Origin of the sequence: Rhizobium sp. WYCCWR 11152, assembly GCF_013087615.1 — a bacterium.
In the GTDB taxonomy this organism is placed as follows: Bacteria; Pseudomonadota; Alphaproteobacteria; order Rhizobiales; family Rhizobiaceae; genus Rhizobium; species Rhizobium indicum.
The window spans coordinates 366121-385353 of sequence record NZ_JABFCP010000020.1 but is presented as its reverse complement, the minus strand read 5'-3'; the positions used below and the strand labels follow the sequence as shown (position 1 = coordinate 385353).

Annotated in this window: 19 protein-coding genes, 1 tRNA gene and 1 pseudogene; 10 read left to right on the top strand and 11 right to left on the bottom strand. The window is 59.9% G+C overall.

Annotated elements, in window-relative coordinates:
- The first annotated feature begins 21 nt into the window (after positions 1-21).
- The gene (locus G9X67_RS29260) at positions 22-888 is read left to right on the top strand and encodes an endonuclease/exonuclease/phosphatase family protein (RefSeq protein ID WP_138331936.1); all 867 of its coding nucleotides are present in this window, start codon (positions 22-24) and stop codon (positions 886-888) included.
- 37 nt (positions 889-925) lie between these two features.
- On the opposite strand, the gene G9X67_RS29255 is transcribed toward G9X67_RS29260, so the two are convergent.
- The 4 genes from G9X67_RS29255 to rplU form a co-directional block, all read right to left on the bottom strand.
- Positions 926-1513 carry a GNAT family N-acetyltransferase gene (locus G9X67_RS29255; protein WP_138331935.1) on the bottom strand — a complete coding sequence of 196 codons (588 nt, stop codon included), beginning with the start codon at positions 1511-1513 and terminating at the stop codon, positions 926-928.
- Positions 1510-2166 carry a GNAT family protein gene (locus G9X67_RS29250; protein ID WP_027668026.1) on the bottom strand — a complete coding sequence of 219 codons (657 nt, stop codon included), beginning with the start codon at positions 2164-2166 and terminating at the stop codon, positions 1510-1512. Before G9X67_RS29250 ends, G9X67_RS29255 begins: the two co-directional genes overlap by 4 nt.
- Positions 2167-2292: 126 nt before the next feature.
- Complete coding sequence (rpmA, locus tag G9X67_RS29245; RefSeq protein WP_003543909.1) at positions 2293-2562, bottom strand: 50S ribosomal protein L27; 270 nt, start codon at positions 2560-2562, stop codon at positions 2293-2295.
- Between the two features lie 34 nt (positions 2563-2596).
- Positions 2597-2914: a 50S ribosomal protein L21 gene (rplU, locus tag G9X67_RS29240; RefSeq protein WP_003543907.1), complete on the bottom strand. Its 318-nt coding sequence runs from the start codon at positions 2912-2914 to the stop codon at positions 2597-2599.
- A 304-nt stretch (positions 2915-3218) separates the two neighbouring features.
- Between rplU and G9X67_RS29235 the strand changes: the two genes are divergently transcribed.
- Positions 3219-3308 (top strand) — tRNA-Ser (locus G9X67_RS29235).
- Positions 3309-3450: 142 nt separating this feature from the next.
- Here the strand turns inward: G9X67_RS29235 and G9X67_RS29230 are convergent.
- The 4 genes from G9X67_RS29230 to G9X67_RS29215 all read right to left on the bottom strand — a co-directional run bounded on the left by G9X67_RS29230 (position 3451) and on the right by G9X67_RS29215 (position 7554).
- Positions 3451-3591: a hypothetical protein gene (locus G9X67_RS29230; RefSeq protein WP_171600144.1), complete on the bottom strand. Its 141-nt coding sequence runs from the start codon at positions 3589-3591 to the stop codon at positions 3451-3453.
- Entirely contained in the window at positions 3588-5219 is a 1632-nt protein-coding gene (locus G9X67_RS29225; protein WP_171600268.1) for a glycosyltransferase family 39 protein, read from the bottom strand. Before G9X67_RS29225 ends, G9X67_RS29230 begins: the two co-directional genes overlap by 4 nt.
- Before the next feature lie 301 nt (positions 5220-5520).
- On the bottom strand, positions 5521-6081 hold the full coding sequence (locus tag G9X67_RS29220) for a thioredoxin domain-containing protein (protein ID WP_171600267.1): 561 nt from the start codon (positions 6079-6081) through the stop codon (positions 5521-5523).
- A 36-nt stretch (positions 6082-6117) separates the two neighbouring features.
- Complete coding sequence (locus tag G9X67_RS29215; protein ID WP_171600266.1) at positions 6118-7554, bottom strand: DUF6880 family protein; 1437 nt, start codon at positions 7552-7554, stop codon at positions 6118-6120.
- Between the two features lie 201 nt (positions 7555-7755).
- Between G9X67_RS29215 and G9X67_RS29210 the strand changes: the two genes are divergently transcribed.
- Positions 7756-8010 (top strand): DUF2934 domain-containing protein, encoded by a 255-nt coding sequence (locus G9X67_RS29210; protein WP_171600265.1) that lies wholly within the window; start codon positions 7756-7758, stop codon positions 8008-8010.
- A 33-nt stretch (positions 8011-8043) separates the two neighbouring features.
- Here the strand turns inward: G9X67_RS29210 and G9X67_RS35165 are convergent.
- Together G9X67_RS35165 and G9X67_RS29205 are read right to left on the bottom strand one after the other, a co-directional pair.
- Positions 8044-8126 (bottom strand): annotated as a pseudogene (locus tag G9X67_RS35165) (N-acetyltransferase); the annotation flags it as partial.
- Positions 8127-8198: 72 nt separating this feature from the next.
- Positions 8199-8843, bottom strand: coding sequence for a ThuA domain-containing protein (locus G9X67_RS29205; RefSeq protein ID WP_171600264.1), 645 nt, complete (start codon positions 8841-8843; stop codon positions 8199-8201).
- A gap of 268 nt (positions 8844-9111) precedes the next feature.
- Between G9X67_RS29205 and galE the strand changes: the two genes are divergently transcribed.
- The gene (galE, locus tag G9X67_RS29200; protein WP_138331930.1) at positions 9112-10095 is read left to right on the top strand and encodes a UDP-glucose 4-epimerase GalE; all 984 of its coding nucleotides are present in this window, start codon (positions 9112-9114) and stop codon (positions 10093-10095) included.
- Positions 10073-11632 (top strand): alkaline phosphatase family protein, encoded by a 1560-nt coding sequence (locus G9X67_RS29195; protein ID WP_138389375.1) that lies wholly within the window; start codon positions 10073-10075, stop codon positions 11630-11632. Before galE ends, G9X67_RS29195 begins: the two co-directional genes overlap by 23 nt.
- A gap of 124 nt (positions 11633-11756) precedes the next feature.
- Here the strand turns inward: G9X67_RS29195 and G9X67_RS29190 are convergent, their stop codons facing one another.
- Complete coding sequence (locus G9X67_RS29190) at positions 11757-12254, bottom strand: DUF1993 domain-containing protein (protein ID WP_138331928.1); 498 nt, start codon at positions 12252-12254, stop codon at positions 11757-11759.
- Positions 12255-12629: 375 nt separating this feature from the next.
- On the opposite strand from G9X67_RS29190, the gene G9X67_RS29185 reads away from it, so the two are divergent.
- The 5 genes from G9X67_RS29185 (at position 12630) to G9X67_RS29165 (ending at position 19217) form a co-directional block, all read left to right on the top strand.
- Positions 12630-13559, top strand: coding sequence for a sugar ABC transporter substrate-binding protein (locus G9X67_RS29185; RefSeq protein ID WP_138389376.1), 930 nt, complete (start codon positions 12630-12632; stop codon positions 13557-13559).
- Between the two features lie 69 nt (positions 13560-13628).
- Complete coding sequence (locus G9X67_RS29180; protein WP_138389377.1) at positions 13629-15170, top strand: sugar ABC transporter ATP-binding protein; 1542 nt, start codon at positions 13629-13631, stop codon at positions 15168-15170.
- A 34-nt stretch (positions 15171-15204) separates the two neighbouring features.
- Positions 15205-16230, top strand: coding sequence for an ABC transporter permease (locus G9X67_RS29175; RefSeq protein ID WP_011653996.1), 1026 nt, complete (start codon positions 15205-15207; stop codon positions 16228-16230).
- Between the two features lie 247 nt (positions 16231-16477).
- Positions 16478-17536 carry a dipeptidase gene (locus tag G9X67_RS29170; RefSeq protein WP_029874673.1) on the top strand — a complete coding sequence of 353 codons (1059 nt, stop codon included), beginning with the start codon at positions 16478-16480 and terminating at the stop codon, positions 17534-17536.
- Between the two features lie 37 nt (positions 17537-17573).
- Positions 17574-19217 carry an ABC transporter substrate-binding protein gene (locus G9X67_RS29165; RefSeq protein WP_138389378.1) on the top strand — a complete coding sequence of 548 codons (1644 nt, stop codon included), beginning with the start codon at positions 17574-17576 and terminating at the stop codon, positions 19215-19217.
- Positions 19218-19233: the final 16 nt, after the last annotated feature.

Below are 19233 nucleotides of genomic sequence, written 5' to 3'. Positions count from 1 at the left end.
CGACGGAGGTCAAAGATTATCGTGAATTTTGCGAGCTATAACATACAGTACGGCTTCGGTCTCGACGGCAGATACGATCTGGCGCGCATTGCCCGAAGTCTCGAGGGAGCCGATGTCATCGCGCTGCAGGAGGTGACTCGTGGCTTCTCGCGCAACGGTTTTGCCGACATGGCCGCCGATGTTGCAGCCTTCTTTCCCGACTATTTCTGGGTGTATGGGCCGGCTTGCGACATGCATGTCGAAGCTGATGAAGGCGGGCTGCAGCCGGTGGCGGGCACCCGTTTCCAGTTCGGCAACATGGTGCTGTCGCGCTGGCCTGTTGTCTCGACCCGAACGCTGCTTCTGCCGCGCAGCCGGACGATCGGCAAGATCAACCTGCAGCGCGGCGCAACCGAGGCGGTGATCGACGCACCCGGCGGTGCGATCCGCGTCTACTCCGTGCATCTCGACCATGTCTCCGCCGACGAGCGCATCCGCCAACTGCAATTCTTGAACGCGCATATCAATGCCTTCGTCCAGGAGGGTGGGTCGCTGACAGGGGGTGGTGAATTCGACCTGCCGGAGCCGCCGCTGCCGGAGGATTATGTCATCATGGGTGATTTCAACATGGAGCCGGAATCGCGGGAATATTGCGCGCTTGCTGGGGCTGGCAGCGGATATTACGGCCGTGTGGCAAGGATCGGCACGCCGGTCGACGCCTTTGCGGCGCTGGAGGCTTACTCTCCGGAGAGCTACAGCTGGATGGATCCTGAAGATCACGGCAAACGCATGCATCTCGATTATTGCTTCGTCAGTTGCGGCCTGCAAAGCCGGTTGAAATCCGCCCGGATGGATACGCGATCCGTCGGTTCCGACCATTTCCCTCTATGGGTCGAGATCGGTGATTGATGGAGACGCCGCCAGTGCGGCGACGTCTGGAGTTTGATCAGGCGACCTTTCGCGGCTGCAGCGTGCCCGGCTGCAGCACGGTCTCGATGTGCGACACCATGGTGTTGCGGGCGAAACAGTAGATTTCGCCGCAACCCGTCATGCGGAAACCGAGCTTCTCCTGCAGTCGCAGCGAAGCCGGGTTGTCGGCGAAGACGCCGGAATGGACCGGCGTCTCCGGCATGCGGCGCGAGAAGCGCTCGATGATCGCTGCCACCGCTTCGCTCATATAGCCGCGCCGCCAGTAGTAGCGGTTCAGCCAGTAGCCGAGGTGCCAGCGACCGTGGCGCAACTCGATCGAGACGTTGCCGATATGGACATCGTCCTTGCCGGTGATCGCCAGCGGCCAATCGGGCAGGGTGCCCGAGGTGACCGGGATCAGCCAGTCCAGCGCATCCTGCCGATCGAACGGCGCGGGTACGCGGGACAGCATGCGCGTGACCGCGAAATCGGAAAGCGATTCCGCGATATCAGGCGCATCGCTCAGCCTGTGGGGGCGGAGCGTCAGCCGGGCGGTCGAGATAACCGGCGCGGGGCCGGGCATCATCGGCTTGACCTCTGGCCTTTGCAGCGCAGTCGTGCTCATGCGATGTTCCCCCAGCTTCTGAGAGACATCCAGGTCTTGCGGTCGAGCCTGTACCATTCGACCGGCACGTTGCTGCCGAGCGCCAGCGAGGCGGCGAGCCCCGAACCCTGGAACTGGAAGCCGCACTTCTGGATGACGCGGCGCGAGGCGACATTCATTACCCGGCAACGGGCGTCGATCTGATCGACGTCCTGACGGGTCCTGAACACCATATCGACCAGGGCATGGCAGGCCTCGGTCGTATAACCCTTGTTCCAATAGGGCTCGCCCAGCCAATAGCCGATCTCGACGGTCTTGCCGTCTGTCTGCGGCTCCACACCGCAGCAGCCGATAAAGGCGCCATTTTCGGCCTTGGTGATCGCATAGACGCACTTGCCAATCTCGCCATTTTTCGTGCGACGCACGAAGTCGGCAGCATCATCGGCGGTATAGGGGTGCGGCATACGCGATACCATGGTGGCGACTTTGGCGTTATTGGCGAGATGGGCAAGGGCGTCGATGTCTTCTTCGTGGGGCGCGCGCATGACGAGCCTTTCCGATAACAAGACAGGGCAATCGGTCCTTAACCGTTCCGGCCTCAGCCGCTCCGTGGAAGACCGCTGGTCTTCCCGGGGAGACCGTGATTGGTCTACCCTTAACAATTCGCCTTGCATGGTTCAGTCCTCCTTGAGGGGTAAAGAAAAAGGGGAGATGGCGCCCCATCTCCCCTGTTTTCTAGACTGAACCTGATACGGCCAGCCGGGTCGATGAGACGCCGGCTGTTTTTGAGCGCTACCGGCTTATTCCGCTGCTTCCGCTTTCGGCATGACAGACACGTAGACGCGACCGTTGGCCTTGGTTCGGTAGTTCACATTGCCGGCGGTAAGCGCAAAAATCGTGTGATCCTTGCCGAGGCCGACGTTGGAACCCGGATGCCACTCAGTACCGCGCTGACGCACGATGATGTTGCCTGCAATGACGGCTTCGCCGCCGAACTTCTTCACGCCAAGGCGCTTGGACTGAGAATCGCGACCGTTGCGCGATGAACCGCCAGCTTTTTTGTGTGCCATTGGAGTTCTCCTTTAAAACCTTGTCTCGTTGATCTTACTTGGCAGCCACGATGTCCGTGATACGGACGACCGTGTGATGCTGACGATGGCCGCGCGAACGCTTCGAATTCTGACGGCGGCGCTTCTTGAAGGCGATGACCTTCTTGCCGCGGTTCTGTTCGACGACTTCTGCCTTGACAGAGGCGCCGGTTACGAAGGGCGCACCGATCGCAGCGTCGGCGCCTTCGCCGATCACGAGCACTTCGGTGAATTCAATGGAGTCGCCAGCGGTGGCTTCCAGCTTTTCGATGGTCAGCACGTCGTTGGCTGCCACACGGTACTGTTTACCGCCGGTCTTGATGACTGCGAACATTTTTTATCCTTTCATGTTCGTTCCAGCGCTCCCCGCTAATTGAGCAGGTGGCTGTCTTTTTATCAGTCGAAGTTAAGCAGGGATTTCAGAGGTCTAATCCTCGAACTCTTCCTGCCGGTGAAGCCCCGCGCGAGCGCGGGACGGCCAAGGCGCGGATTTCTCCAAACCTATTGCGCAGTCGAGATACGCGAGTGACAAAAAGGTGTCAAGGCAAAAGGATGGAATGCTTCGACTTTTCGGCTTGCCAGCCTGTCATTTGCCCGTTATGAGAACGCCCGCGCCGAACAAGCGCCGACCAGACCGCGGAGAGGTGGCAGAGTGGTCGAATGCACCGCACTCGAAATGCGGCATACCTGCAAGGGTATCGTGGGTTCAAATCCCACCCTCTCCGCCATTGGCCTTCGACCGTAATGGGTGTTCGCGTCCTCCTGCTATTTTTCGATCTTTCGGCGAAGCCTGCGTAGAACTGGACGTCGAGATTGGCCGTCTCCTTGACCATCTGCGCAGACACTCCGCGCGGGCTCAAGCCGCGGTCGTCAGAGCCATATGCTGCAGCCCGGCTGCTTGAGGTGAGCGGTGCGCGACCGATTGCGGCCGGCGCCGAAACGGCCGTGCACCAGGTCGCGAAACTCGTCGCAGACGCGCAGCGCACCCAACCAGACTGTCGCGGCTCTCATGGACGGGTGATCCTATAGATCAGCAAATTATTCAAATCCACAAGCTTGGTTGCAGTCCTGTCAAGATGGTCGATAACCCCATCATGATGCTCGATGAACAGCCGGCCGTCCTTGTCGGCGGCGTTCTTGGCCACGCCGAACAAATCCGCGCCCTGCGCGCGCAGTTCCTCGAGTTGCGCGATCGCGGTGGCGTCATCCTCAACGAATTTCGACCATTCGGCATCGCCTCCGCCAGGCGGGAACACCCAGCCGCGCGCCCTGCTGTAATAGACTGCGACGGGATCGCCGACCTCGGGCGCGATGGCGACGACAAGGTCGCTCGGTTGCGCCAACCGCGCCAGTTCCTCGCCAAGCAGTTTGCCGTTCATGGCGATTGGCTTCTTCATCGTCCTGACGAGGGGAACGGTCGACCAGGCAAGCGTGAGGGCCACGATGCAGATCGAGCGAAGCACAACCGACGGCGTTAGAATGGTTCTCGATGCAAGCGTTGCCAGAAGAAGCGCGCCGTGGCCGCAGAACATAGCAACCGGCACATGGAAGATGTGGAGATTCCACACATTGCTGGTGATCTCGCCCGCCGCCGCCAGATAGATGATCAGGGCCGCAGCCAGCCACACATAAGGAATGGCCGAAAGGGTGCGTTGCTTCGGGTCTTCGGCGGGGCTGGGCGGTAGCCACAAGCCGACCGCGAGCAGCACCATGAACGGATAGCCGTAGAACCACAAAACCGAGGTGTTCCATACGGATTTGAAGTAGAAGCTGTTCCTGTAGTATGTCCAGAAGCCGAAATCCCAGATATAGCCGCCGGTGCCGGCGATATGAAACGGCGGATAGCTGCGGCCGAGATAAATCGCCCAGCTGAAATAAGTGCCGATGATGGCTAGGCTCAAAAGCCCCGACAGGAAGACCCATGTCGCGTGCTTTCCTTTACTTTCCAGAATCCAACAGACCATCAGATAGAAGATGACAGCGCCGGCCGCGATGCCGGGTGGCTTTGACAGCACGCCGAGCGAGAAGCTGACCGTGGCGAGCGGCAAGAGCCAGCCGCTGCCGCCGGTCCAGTATTTGGCGAACAGCCAGACACCAAGAGTGATCAAGGCCAGCATGGCGGGATCGGGAAGAAACGAACTGTCGATCATGATCGCCGCCGGCATCAGCGCGTAGGCCAGTGCCGCCGCGTGGGCGTGCATCTCATTCCAGCATAGCGCCGTTAGCCTGTGGAGCGAAAATACTGTCACCAGACCGAAGGAGGCAGCAACCGCGCGGCCGAACCAGTCGTGCCAGCCGAAGAGTTGGTAGAGCAAGGCGGTCAGATAGCTGACGATCTGAAACTCGCGGCCCTGATAGCTTGGCCCGGGTCCGGTCCAGCTGACCTCTGGAAAAAAGATGTTCCAGCTGCGCTGCTGGAAATTGTCGGCCATCATTGCGGTGCTTATCTCGCGCCAGCTGAAGCTGTCGACCAGCGGCAAGGTGATCTTATGGAACCTGAAGACGATGGCAATACACAGGATCCCCAGCAAGATCACCGTGTTGAGGCTAGGGTAGTTGCGAGCAGCCATGTCCCAGTCGCTCGTCTGCTGCTGACATTGCTGACCTTCGGCCCGATTCAATTTCGGGTCGTCGTTCATCTGAACCGTGTCCTTCCCACTGACGCCGGACACGGCGCGATACGCGCCGGCATCGAATCGAGAGGAAGATGAGGCTGAGCGGAATTTCGCCGCCGGCGCGGTCGGCTGCGGGGCGGCTCGTAGGCTTCACCGAGCAGTAGCTTCGAAGGCTTGCGGGGCGGCTTTGTCATGACGGCAGTTCATCAGCAATGCCTTAAAAAGCAATTAGCCCAGATTCATTACCGACTCCATCCGCCATGCGAACACAATAAGGGCATCGGCGAGACGACTCAGCTTGATAGTCTCAGGCACACGGCCAGCGTCAATTGCCCCGCGCCTTCTTCACCCAGGCGCCAACCTCATCGCCGCTGCTCATGTCGGGCTGCACCAGTCCGTCGATCATGAAAGTCGGCGAGACATGGATGCCGTTCTGCCTGGCATATTTGCAGTGCCACTTGATCTCCCGGTCGAGATCCGGGATTGCGAAGGCTTCTTTCAGCTTGATGCCGCTGTAGCCTTCCAGGCGCTCGATGATCTGGTTCGGCGTGACGTTCATATTCGGGCCGCCGGCATGGCGTTCAAACTCGAACTCCTCGCGATGGGCGGCGATGGCAGCCATGACCTTCTTTGCAGTTTCCTTGCCGCCTTCCAGAGTCGAAGCTGCGATGATGCAGCGGACGAGGACGCCGGAATACATGTGCCAGGGTTGCGACTGCAGGCGGATCTTCACGGTGATCTTGTCTTCGCCGGCCTGGCTCAGCAGTTCGTCGAACTTGTTGAACGCTCTGACCGAATAGGGGCAAGTCGGCTCCAAAAAAGCTTCGAAGATGCGGGGTCCAGTGCCCCAAGTGAGCGGATCTGCATGCCAGGCAGTGGTCGTCATGGAATTCCTCTCTGAGGGTAAGGTATCCGGAGAAACTTAGGTCACCAGTCTCCAGAAGCCATGCTTCTTGCCGTGCCGGCGCTTGAGTTCCGCGACATAGGCGTCATGGGATCTGGTGTTGCTGAAGTCATCGATATGAGGCGCAAGCGACGCGCAGTCTGCGAGATGCCTCGCCGCGTGTTTATAGCGGCTGGGCCGGCTGTTATCGAGCGCGAAATCGATCATGGAGCGCAAGACGATGGTCGCCGCGAGCGGATGTTTCTCCGCCAGAGCTTCGGCCGCTGGCGTCATCAGGTCATAGAGATCGCCGTTCAGTTCCCCTTTCCTGATCGCCACCAGTTTTGCCGCCTCGGCAAGTGCCGGCCAATTCAGGAAAAAGGCAAGTGCCTGGTGGACGTCCGGGAAAGCCCGGGCATGGGCAAATGCCTTCTCCTCGGCCTCGAGATCGTCGAAATCAGGCAGTCGCTTGAGGAAAGCCTTGAGGTGCCCGGCATGCAGCGACCGCTCGAAGCACGCCCATCGATAGGTCTGTGCCTCCTCTGCGCGCCCCAGAGCCTCAAGCGTCTCGACGCGAGCAAGCTGCCATTCGAATGGCATTTCGGCCCAGCCTCTCCTGTCGGCCTCATCCAACGTCTGCAGCGCTTCCTTCGCCCGCCCGGCCGAAAGCAGACGATTGGCGATGTCGGCCGCAATCATCGGCGCCTTGCGTGTCTCCTCGGGGTGCTGGCCAATGTAGGCATCAACATCGCCCTGCGCGTCAGCAATTTGCTGCAAGGCTATGCGCACCGTCAGATCCCGGTGAGTGCCGGCGATCTCATCTTGGTAAATCGCACCTCCGCTGCCCCAGCCAATGACCTTGCGATCCTCTTCCGCCGGCTTGTCATTCGGCTCCTTGGACCATTGGACGAAGAGCGTTTTCAAGCGATCGAGACCATCCTCGCCGAGGGCTGGCACCATCGCGGCAACCAGGTTGTCGTACTGGCCGTAGCTATCGTCCTGCACGGCTTTGAACACCTTATCGGCCAGAACATGGGCGTCGATTTTGGCGGACCCAGCAATTGCAGCAGCATCCTCGCAAGCCTGGTGAAAACTTTGGATAAGCGAACCGCCGCGGTCGTTGGACCTCTCAAAGATCGAATCGGCCAGTGCGAGGAACTGCCATATCAGTTCGAATGCCTCCTCGGGATCATCGGCGGCAACGGTCTCTGCGATCGTTTTGCGCTGCGTTTCCAGATCGCTCTTCAGCGCCTTCACTTTGCGCCAGTTGATGACGGTGCGAGCCCGGGCGATGCTCGCAAGCCGCTTTCGCACCTCACGCGCCACCTCGGCGCCGCCGTGATTGCCGGCAAGCTCCATTCGAAGCCGTCGCTTGTGGGTGGCACTGCCCATGCTGACCTCGATCAGCAGCTCGGCGAGGCGCTGCGCTCCAAGGGATTCGAGATTTTTCGCATTGAGTGTCGTCTTGGCTGCCATCGGTGATCGCTGTCGTTTCTGCGGGTGACCCTACCCCGGAGGCAGTACGAGGCCAAGCTCCTGGAATGTATGCACAGGATAATCCTTCGGCACCTCGGTATTAGCTAAAAACTAACGCTGCCTCGTAACGACTCCTAAAGCCGGTTTTGGCACCTTGTTGCCTGTCGAATATTGCTTCCAAATTTCTCGCTGGGGTTGATTATGAGTCATAATAAAGACGCCTGGGTCAGCCAGCGCGCTTATTCGTTGTGGGAATCGGAAGGCAGGCCGGATGGGCGCGGGGAAAGCCATTGGGCGCAGGCGTTGAGGGAGTTCGAGCAGCTTGAGCTGACGAAGGCTTCGCCTGATGGAAACGATCTCATCGAGAAGCTGAAAGCGGCCGGGCGGCTGATGCGGATCTATGATGAGGCGGCACCCGCCGTCGAGAACGGCCGGCAGATCAAAGCGGCTCGCTAGGCGTATTTATCAATCCCTGGGTTGCCGAAATATTCAGCGGCATTCCAGGCGGACGACGGTCTTGCTGGCAGGCGCCTTGCCACTTCGACGAAACCGGCATCCAGAAACATCGATAGCCCAATCAGGCGAGGCTGCCCGACGGCTGCCGCCGTCGGTCGGCATTCGCCTGCATACGGCTCGTCCCGACGCTACTGGCGTGCGGCCCAGCTCAGGCCCCGCCGCAGGATGAGCGGCATATAGGGATGGTCGAATTCGGCTGCGACATGGCCGAGGGCGGAATAGAAGATGCGGCCGGCACCGAAATGACGCTTGAAGACGACGGGCATCACGACATTGCGGGCTGCAGGATCGTAGGCGCCGGTGAAGGTGGTGGTCGCAAGGATTTCGACTGTGGGATCGTAATGGAGATAATATTGCTCCGAACGATAGTCGAAATCGGGAATGCCCTCCATGACGGGATCGTCCTGGCGGGTGATGGCGACGCGGAAGTCGATGATGTTGCCGGGATGGGCGACCCAGGTGACGCCGGAGACATAGCGGAAAGGCGCGCTTTCCTTGAAGGACGTGGCAAGCGCGCCGTGATGGCCGGCAAGCCCGAGCCCGCCACGCACGGCTTCGACGAGGGCAGTGGCATGTTCCTTCTCAAGCTTTTCACCGGTGATGATCGGCACCAGCAGATCGGCTTTCGCCAGCGTCGGAGATCCGAATACGCCGAGATCGCCGGTCACCTCGACTGTAAAATCGTCCTCGCGCAGAAGATCGGCGACAATATGAGCGCATTGCTCCGGCTCATGGCCTTGCCAGCCGCCCCAAACGACCAATGCCTTCCTCATTCGCGCTCTCCCTGCCTGATGGCTGCAGACCGTTGATCATCACATGGTGGTGCAAGCCCCTTAGATCTGGCGGCTATGCAAATCACGCGAATAATTCATGTTTCTTCCTGATCCGGCACAAATTGCGCAGGCGGCGTATCGCTCCCGGTCGAGCGTGGCTTCGGCATTTGACGTATTGTCCGTTGACGCCGATCGCAGTTCCTTCTTTTTATTGACGTGTATCTCGTCTAGGTTTCTCCCATCTCTCAATGAATAGTAAGGGTGGTGCATGGCAGGTGAAACGGTTCTTGTCGTCGGCGGCGCCGGCTATATCGGCTCGCATACGTGCCTCGACCTGGCGAACAAGGGCTATACGCCTGTCGTCTTCGACAATTTTTCGAACGGTCATCGCGAGTTCGTCAAATGGGGGCCGGCTGAGGAAGGCGATATTCGCGATCGCGCCCGTCTGGATGAGGTGCTGGCCAAGCACAAGCCGGCGGCGATCCTGCATTTCGCGGCGCTGATCGAGGTCGGCGAATCGGTCAAGGATCCGGTTTCCTTCTACGAGAACAATGTGATCGGCACGTTGACGCTGCTTTCGGCGGCGCAGGCGGCTGATATCAACGCCTTCGTCTTCTCCTCCACCTGCGCGACCTACGGCCTGCCGCAGAGCGTGCCGCTCGACGAAACGCACCGGCAGGTGCCGATCAATCCTTACGGGCGGACGAAATATATCGTCGAGCAGGCGCTTGCCGATTACGACCAGTACAGGAGCCTGCGCTCGGTGGTGCTGCGCTATTTCAATGCAGCCGGCGCCGATTTCGAGGGCCGGATCGGCGAATGGCATCAGCCGGAAACGCATGCAATACCGCTAGCGATCGACGCGGCGCTCGGCCGCCGTCAGGGTTTCAAGGTGTTCGGCAGCGACTACGAGACGCGCGACGGCACCTGCGTGCGCGACTATATCCATGTGCTCGATCTTGCCGATGCGCATGTGCGCGCCGTCGAATATCTGCTGAAGGGCGGCGATTCCGTCGCGCTCAACCTCGGCACCGGCACCGGCACGACAGTCAAGGAATTGCTCGGCGCCATCGAGGACGTGTCGAACCGGCCTTTCCCGGTCGAATATATTGGCCGTCGCGAAGGCGATTCGCATACGCTGGTCGCCAATAACGACAAGGCGCGCGACGTGCTCGGCTGGGTGCCGCAGTATGATCTGTCTCAGATCATCCGCTCTGCCTGGGACTGGCATGCAAAATCCAACCAGCATTGAGCCAACTAGCATCGAGAAGGCGCGCCGACCGAACATCCTCCTGATCACCGCGGATCAGTGGCGCGGTGATTGCCTGTCGGCCGTCGGCCATGCCTGCGTAAAGACGCCGGGTGTCGATGCGCTGGCGCGCGAAGGTACGCTCTTCCGGCGGCACTATGCCGGGGCGGCACCCTGCTCGCCGGCGCGGGCCACGCTCTATACCGGCCTTTACCAGATGAACCACCGCGTCTGCCGTAACGGTTCGCCGCTCGATGCCCGCTTCGACAATCTGGCGCTGGCCGCCCGGCGGGCGGGATACGACCCGACGCTGTTCGGCTATACGGATACGGCGCCCGATCCGCGCGGGATGGATGCCGGCGATCCGCATCTGACGACCTACGAAGGCGTGCTGCCGGGCTTTACGGCTCGCCAGCTTCTGCCGGAGCATGAGAAACAATGGCTCTCCTGGCTCAGGTCCCGTGGCCATGCGGATGCCGTCAGCCGCGATATCCATATTCCCGTCGGTGCCAGACCCGGAGACATTTCCGATGCGTCACCTGCCTATTCGCGCGACGAGACCCAGACGGCGTTCCTGAGCGGCGAATTCATCCGCTGGATGGGCGAACAGGACAGGCCGTGGTTTGCGCATGTCTCTTTCTTACGTCCGCATCCGCCATTCTCCGTTCCGGAGCCGTTCAACCGGATGTTCACGCCGGGCGAGGGACCGGCTTTTGCACGCGCGGCAAACTGCGAAGCCGAACAGGACAGTCATCCCTATCTCGCCTATGCCATGCCGCGTTCCGAAAAAGGCCACTTTATCCACGGTGCAGCGGGGCCGCTCAGCGGCTGGAACGCCGAAGATTTCGGCGCGATCCGGGCGATCTATTACGGCATGATATCAGAGGTCGATGCGCAGCTCGGCCGTATCTGGCAGGCTCTCAAGGATGCGGGCGTCTGGGACGACACGCTTATTGTCTTCACCTCTGACCACGCCGAGATGGCGGGCGATCACTGGACGCTCGGCAAGGGCGGCTTTTTCGATGGCAGCTATCATATTCCGCTTGTCATTCGCGATCCCGCAAGCAGTGCTGCGGGTGGGGTCGTCGACAAATTCACCAGCGCTGCGGATATTTTTCCGACACTTTGCCAAAGGCTCGGCATCGACGCGAAGAACGGGCTCGATGGCAGGTCGCTCATGCCGTTTGTCAGGGGTGGGAGCGGACAGGGTTGGCGGGATGCGGCATTCTGGGAATTCGATTTCCGCGACATTGCGCATGGCGAGGCCGAGCAGCATTTCCGGCTGCGGTCCAACGAATGCAACCTCGCGGTAATCCGCGACGCGCGGTTCAAATACGTGCATTTTACCGCATTGCCGCCGCTGCTCTTCAATCTTCGCGACGATCCGATGGAGCTCGACAATGTCGCGGCGGATCCGGCCTATGCGGCGATACGGCTCGACTATGCCGAAAAGCTGCTGTCGCTCCGAGCGCGCCATCTCGATCAGACGCTCGCCTATACCGAGCTGACGGAAAGAGGGCTGGTGACGCACCGGCCCTGATAGAGCATCGCCGTCTTCTTCGAATGACGGCGATACTCTCTTTCTCTTTTACGCAATTCCCGGCAAAAGCGTTTCACGCTTTGCCTGGCAAAACCGCTGCACACTTTTGCTGGAATTGCTTTGTTCAGCCGAGATAATCGCGCTTACCGATCGGCGCACCCTGGTTGCGCAGGATGGCGTGGGCCGTCGCGACATGGAAATAGAAATTCGGCAGGGCGAAGGTGGCGATATATTCGTCACCCGGCAGCACGATACCACTCTTTCCCGGCAGGGTGATCTGGCGGGTTTGCGTGTCTTCCAATGCTTCCGCCGAGAAGCCGGCGAGATAGGCGTCGGTCTTTGCCAGGCGCTCGCGCAGGTCGTCGAACGTCTTTTCGTTGTCCTCGAACTTCGGGGCGTCGGTCGCCGTCAGGCGGGCGAGCGCAAATTTGGCGCTGTCGCTGGCGCGTTGATACTGGCCGGAGAGCGGCAGCATGTCGGGCGCCAGGCGAGCGGCGACCAATATTGCAGGATCGATATTCTTTTCCTTCGCATAGGCTTCGGCCTTGTCGAGGTAGGTTTTCAGGCTGGCGAGGCCGCGCTGGAACATCGGAACGGTGAGGCGATACATCGAAATGGACATTTGTCCTGTCTCCAAAATCTTCAAATGATTGGGTCGCGGCGAGAGGTCGAAGGCGCCTGCGGCCGTGAGCCTGCCTTCGATCCTCCCATAGATGGATGCTCGCTTGGTCTTTCACAACACGAGGAATGTGGGCGTCGGTCGTGAGGTCCCACGGCATTTCGCTCTCATCCATATCTCGTCGCCGCTAAAGATACTTGACGCCGTTCCCAGAAAATGGAATGAATATTCCGCAGAACAGATTTAACGGTTTGTTTGTTCCGTTTTGCGGAGCGCCGCGGGAGAGGTGGCGCAGGGGAATTGCGGCTTCAGAGCAAATGCCTGGAGCTCCGGCGTGAGGAGGGTGCAGCCGGGCACCGCTTTGTGGAGGAAGTGAAAATGAAAAAGTTTATCCTGGGCACTGCGATGGCGGTCGTCATGTCGACGGCCGCTCACGCGGAAACTGTCGGCGTCTCGATGGCGAAATTCGACGACAATTTCCTGACGGTTCTGCGCAACGGCATGACCGATTATGCAAAGACACTGAGCGGTGTGACGCTGCAGGTCGAAGACGCACAGAACGACGTTTCCAAGCAGCAAAGCCAGATCCAGAATTTCATCGCCTCCAAGGTCGATGCAATCGTCGTCAACCCTGTCGATACCGATGCGACCACGGCAATGTCGAAGCTCGCGGCCGATGCTGGTATTCCGCTTGTCTATGTCAACCGTGAACCGGTCAACGTCGACACGCTGCCGGACAATCAGGCCTTCGTCGCTTCCAACGAGCAGGAATCCGGCACGCTGGAAACCAAAGAAATCTGCCGCATTCTCGGTGGCAAGGGCAAGGCCGTCGTCATCATGGGCGAGCTCTCCAACCAGGCTGCGCGCATGCGGACGCAGGACATCCATGACGTCATCAAGACGGATGAGTGCAAGGGCCTGGAGATCGTCGAAGAGCAGACCGCCAACTGGGACCGCACCCAGGGCGCCGACCTGATGACCAACTGGCTCTCCAGCGGTATTGAATTCGACGCTGTGATCTCCAACAACGACGAAATGGCGATCGGCGCCATCCAGGCGCTGAAGGCGGCCGGTAAGGATATGAGCAAGGTCGTCGTCGGCGGTGTCGACGCCACGCAGGACGCGCTTGCCGCCATGCAGGCGGGCGATCTCGACGTCACGGTGTTCCAGGATGCCGCCGGCCAGGGAAAGGGCTCGCTCGATGCAGCGCTCAAGCTCGCCAAGGGCGAAAAGATCGAGAAGAAGGTCTACATCCCCTTCCAGCTCGTCACGCCTGCCAACGTCAAGGACTTCGTCAGCAAGAACTGAGGCGAACGGCACACAGGATGCGGGCTTTGCCCGCATCCTTTTCGCCTACCCGTATCCGGAGGAGATGATATGGCCGTCAGCCCGACAACCATGGCCGCCGTGCGCGCGAGCGGCGCGGTCCCGAATGCGGAATATCTCTTGAGCGCCGAGGGTGTCCGCAAGGAATTTCCTGGAGTCGTCGCACTTGACGACGTGCAGTTCCGGCTGAAGCGCGCCACCGTGCATGCGCTGATGGGCGAAAACGGCGCCGGCAAATCGACATTGATGAAGATCCTCGCCGGCATCTACACGCCGGACAAGGGCGATATTCGCCTGAAGGGGATCGAGATCCAGCTGAAATCTCCGCTCGACGCGCTGGAGAACGGCATTGCCATGATCCATCAGGAGCTGAACCTGATGCCGTTCATGACGGTCGCAGAAAATATCTGGATTCGCCGCGAACCGAAGAACCGCCTCGGTTTCATCGATCACGGCGTGATGCACCGCATGACCGAGGAATTGTTTACTCGGCTCAATATCGCCATCGATCCCGATATCGAGGTCCGGTTCCTGTCGGTCGCCAACCGGCAGATGGTCGAGATCGCCAAGGCGGTTTCCTATAATTCCGACGTGTTGATCATGGACGAGCCGACTTCGGCGCTGACGGAGCGCGAGGTCGAGCATCTTTTCCGTATCATCCGCGACCTCAAGGCCCAGGGTATCGGCATCGTCTACATCACCCACAAGATGAACGAGCTTTTCGAGATCGCCGACGAGTTCTCCGTCTTCCGCGACGGCCGATATATCGGCACGCATGCCTCGACCGACGTCACACGCGACGACATCATCCGCATGATGGTCGGGCGCGAGATCACCCAGATGTTTCCCAAGGAAGAGGTGCCGATCGGCGAGGTCGTGCTTTCCGTCAAGGATCTTTGTCTCAAGGGCGTCTTCAATAACGTCTCCTTCGAGGTCAGGGCCGGCGAAATCCTCGGCGTGGCCGGCCTGGTCGGCTCCGGCCGGTCGAATGTCGCCGAAACGCTGTTTGGCGTGACGCCGGCAAGTTCCGGCTCGATCGAGCTCTACGGCAAGCCGGCGGCCATTTCTTCGCCGACCGAGGCCATCCGCAATCGGATGGCGTTCCTGACCGAAGACCGCAAAGATACCGGTTGCCTGCTGATTCTCGATATTCTCGAGAACATGCAGATCGCCGTTCTGCAGGACAGATACGTCAGGGGCGGCTTCGTACAGCAGGGCGCAGTCGAGGCAACCTGCGAAGACATGGCAAAAAAGCTGCGCGTCAAAACGCCCAATCTGTACGAGCGGGTGGAAAATCTTTCGGGCGGCAATCAACAGAAGGTGCTGATCGGGCGCTGGCTGCTCACCAATCCGCGCATTCTCATCCTCGACGAGCCGACGCGCGGCATCGATGTCGGCGCCAAGGCGGAAATCCACCGATTGGTCACGGAAATGGCGCGAGATGGTGTGGCGGTGGTGATGATCTCGTCCGAGATGCCCGAAGTTCTCGGGATGAGCGACCGCATCATGGTCATGCACGAGGGACGCGTGACCGGTTTCCTCAATCGCGACGAAGCAACGCAGATCAAGGTGATGGAGCTGGCTGCGCAGTGATGCGTTGACGGCGATCGCCCAAGGGAGGTTTGACATGACTACCAAGGCAGCAGAGGGCGCGGCTCCGCTCGCAACCCGGCAAAGGCGGCGGCGCATACCGACGGAACTCAGCATTTTCCTTGTGCTCGTCGGCATCGCGCTCATTTACGAAGTGCTCGGCTGGATGTTCATCGGCCAAAGCTTCCTGATGAATTCGCAGCGTCTGACGATCATGATCCTGCAGGTCTCCGTCATCGGCATTATCGCCGTCGGCGTCACGCAGGTCATTATCACCGGCGGCATCGATCTTTCGTCGGGTTCGGTCGTCGGCATGACGGCGATGATCGCAACGAGCTTTGCCCAGTCCTCGACCTGGGGACGGGCCGTTTTTCCCTCGCTGACCGACCTGCCGGCTTTCGTGCCGATCGTCGTTGGTCTGCTGATCGGGGCGGCCGCCGGTCTCGCGAACGGCGCGCTCATCGCCTACACGAAGATCCCGCCGTTCATTGCCACGCTCGGCATGTTCGTTTCGGCCAGAGGTGTCGCGAAGTGGTATACGAAGGGACAGCCGGTTTCGGGGATCACCGAGCAGTTTCATTTCATCGGAACGAAAGCCTGGCCGGTTGTCGTCTTCCTGGTCGTTGCACTGATCTTTCACATTGCGCTGCGCTATACGCGTTATGGAAAGTTCACTTATGCCATCGGCGCGAACCCGCAGGCCGCGCGCGTTTCCGGCATCAACATCGAGGCGCATCTCGTCAAGGTCTATGTGATTGCCGGATTGCTCGCCGGCCTTGCCGGTATCGTCACGGCGGCACGCGCTGAAACCGCACAGGCCAGCATGGGTGTCGGATATGAACTCGACGCGATCGCCGCGACCGTCATCGGCGGCACCTCGCTCACCGGCGGTGTCGGGCGCATCACCGGCACCGTCATCGGCACGATCATTCTCGGCGTCATGACCTCGGGCTTCACGTTCCTCAGGATCGACGCCTATTACCAGGAGATCGTCAAGGGCCTCATCATCGTCGCGGCTGTCGTCATCGACGTCTACAGACAGAAGAAACGCCGCAAGCACTGATTTCTGGCATGCAATGATTTTACGGGAGCTTCGGCTCCCGTTTCATTTTCAGCATCGACGGAATTCTGAAAAAAGAGGTGGCGAATTCCGTCAGCTTTTCTATTCTGCCGCTTCATTCGCCCTCTACAGCGCCGCGCGTCTGAAAAGACGCGCAAAGGACGCTGTAGCACTTTGAATGCTGCATAATTTTATTCTTAAATCGATTCTGATTTAAGGAATTATGCAGTAGGGCAGCGCAGGAAGACAGATGCAATTCGTATTTGATGGTCACAACGACGTTCTCCTTCGACTCTGGACACATTCAAAAGATGGCAGCGACCCGATCGCGGAATTCGCAGACGGCACGACGGTCGGCCATATCGATGCGCATCGGGCTAGAGAGGGCGGTCTTTCAGGCGGTCTCTGCGCCATCTATATTCCTTCAGGCGATCTCGTCTTCGCCGATCCGGATGCCGATGGCCGCTATATGACGCCGATGGCGGCCCCTCTCGATCCGCTGCCTTCGCTTGCCATCGCCAATGAAATGGCGGCGATCGCGCTGCGGCTCGACCAGGCCGGCGCCTGGCGGCTCTGCCGGACGGTGAAGGATATCCGCGGCGCCATGGCGGACGACATTTTCGCCGCCGTCATGCATATGGAAGGCTGCGAGGCGATCGGCGCCGATCTCTCGGCGCTGGAGGTGTTCTATGCGGCAGGGCTGCGGTCGCTCGGTCCGGTCTGGAGCCGGCACAATGTCTTCGGTCACGGCGTACCCTTCGCCTTCCCGATGTCGCCGGATACGGCGCCCGGCCTCACCGATGCCGGCTTCGCGCTGGTCAGGGAATGCAATCGTCTCGGTATCCTGATCGACCTTGCCCATATCACCGAGAAGGGTTTCTGGGACGTGGCGAAGAAGACGGACCAGCCGCTGGTCGCCAGCCATTCCAATGCCCACGCCCTGACGCCGGTCGCGCGCAACCTGACGGACAGGCAGCTCGATGCGATCCGCGAAAGCCGCGGGCTCGTCGGCATCAATTATGCCACCGCCATGCTGCGTGCCGATGGCCGCTCGGACAGCGATACGCCGCTTGCCGACATGATCCGCCACATCGACTATCTTGTGAACCGCATCGGCATCGACTGCGTGGCGCTCGGATCGGACTTCGACGGGGCCACCATTCCCGAGGAAATCGGTGATGCAGCCGGTAATCAGAAGCTGATTGCCGCTCTCAGAGAGGTTGGCTATGCTGACGCCGACCTGGCAAAACTTGCCCGTGAAAACTGGCTTCGCATTCTGGCTCAGGCTTGGCGGGAGGACCACGCCTAAGCCTTTCGTATCCAATCAAAAAACAGGGGAACAGACCATGATGATGACCAAGCTCAACCGCAATTTCCGCATGCTTTCCGCGGGAGCTGCGCTTTCACTGCTGATGATGGCCGCATCCTCGGCCTTTGCCGAGACGCCGAAGGATACGCTGGTCGAAGGCTTCGCCATCGACGACATCATCACGATGGATCCGGGCGAGGCTTTCGAGCTTTCGACGGCCGAAATCACCACCAACAGCTACAGCCTGCTCGTCCGTCTCGACATGGACGACACGTCCAAGGTGAAGGGCGATCTGGCCGAGAGCTGGAGCGTTTCCGATGACGGCCTTACCTATACGTTCAAGCTGAAGTCAGGCCTGAAATTCGCCTCCGGCAACCCGATCACCGCCGAAGACGTCGCTTATTCGTTCGAGCGTGCCGTCAAGCTCGACAAGAGCCCGGCCTTCATCCTCACCCAGTTCGGCCTGACCGGCGACAACGTCACGGAAAAGGCCAAGGCGGCCGATGCCGGCACCTTCGTCTTCACGGTCGACAAGGCCTATGCACCGAGTTTCGTGCTCAACTGCCTGACGGCAACCGTCGCTTCCGTCGTCGACAAGAAGCTGGTGCTGGAGCATGTGAAGGCGGTGACGCCCGATGCCGACCACAAATACGACAACGACTTCGGCAATGAATGGCTGAAGACCGGCTATGCCGGCTCGGGCCCCTATAAGATGCGCGAATGGCGCGCCAACGAAGTCGTCGTGCTGGAGCGCAACGACAATTATTATGGCGACAAGGCAAAGCTCAACCGCGTCATCTACCGCTACATGAAGGAAAGCGCTGCCCAACGCCTGGCGCTCGAAGCCGGTGATATCGATATCGCCCGTAATCTCGAGCCGGGCGATATCGACGCGGTTTCGAAGAATGCCGATCTGGCGACAACGAGTGCGCCGAAGGGCACGATCTATTATGTCAGCCTGAACAACAAGAACGAGAACCTGAAGAAGCCGGAAGTCCAGGAAGCCTTCAAATATCTGGTCGATTACGATGCGATCGGCGCAACGCTGATCAAGGGTATCGGCGAGATCCATCAGACCTTCCTGCCAAAGGGTCAGCTCGGCGCACTCGACGAGAATCCCTACAAGCTCGATGTCGCCAAGGCCAAGGAACTGCTGGCCAAGGCCGGCGTACCCGACGGTTTCTCGATCACGATGGACGTGCGCAACAGCCAACCGGTGACTGGTATCGCCGAATCCATGCAGCAGACGCTGGCGCAGGCCGGCGTGAAGATGGAAATCATCCCCGGCGACGGCAAGCAGACGCTGACCAAGTACCGCGCCCGTACCCATGACATGTATATCGGCCAATGGGGTTCGGACTATTTCGACCCGAATTCCAATGCCGACACCTTTACCGGCAATCCTGACAATTCCGATGCCGGCACGGTGAAGACGCTCGCATGGCGCAACACCTGGGAAGCGCCGGAGCTCGACAAGCAAGCCAAGGCAGCACTTCTGGAACGCGACGCTGCCAAGCGCGCCGCCATATATCAGGACATCCAGAAGAAGTATCTGGCAAACAGCCCCTTCGTCTTCATCTTCCAGCAAACCGAGGTGGCCGGCTACCGCAAGAGCGTGAAGGACTTCAAGCTGGGTCCGAGCTTCGACACCAATTTCGTCGGTCCGATCGCCAAGGAATAGTCCGGCAGGATTGGTC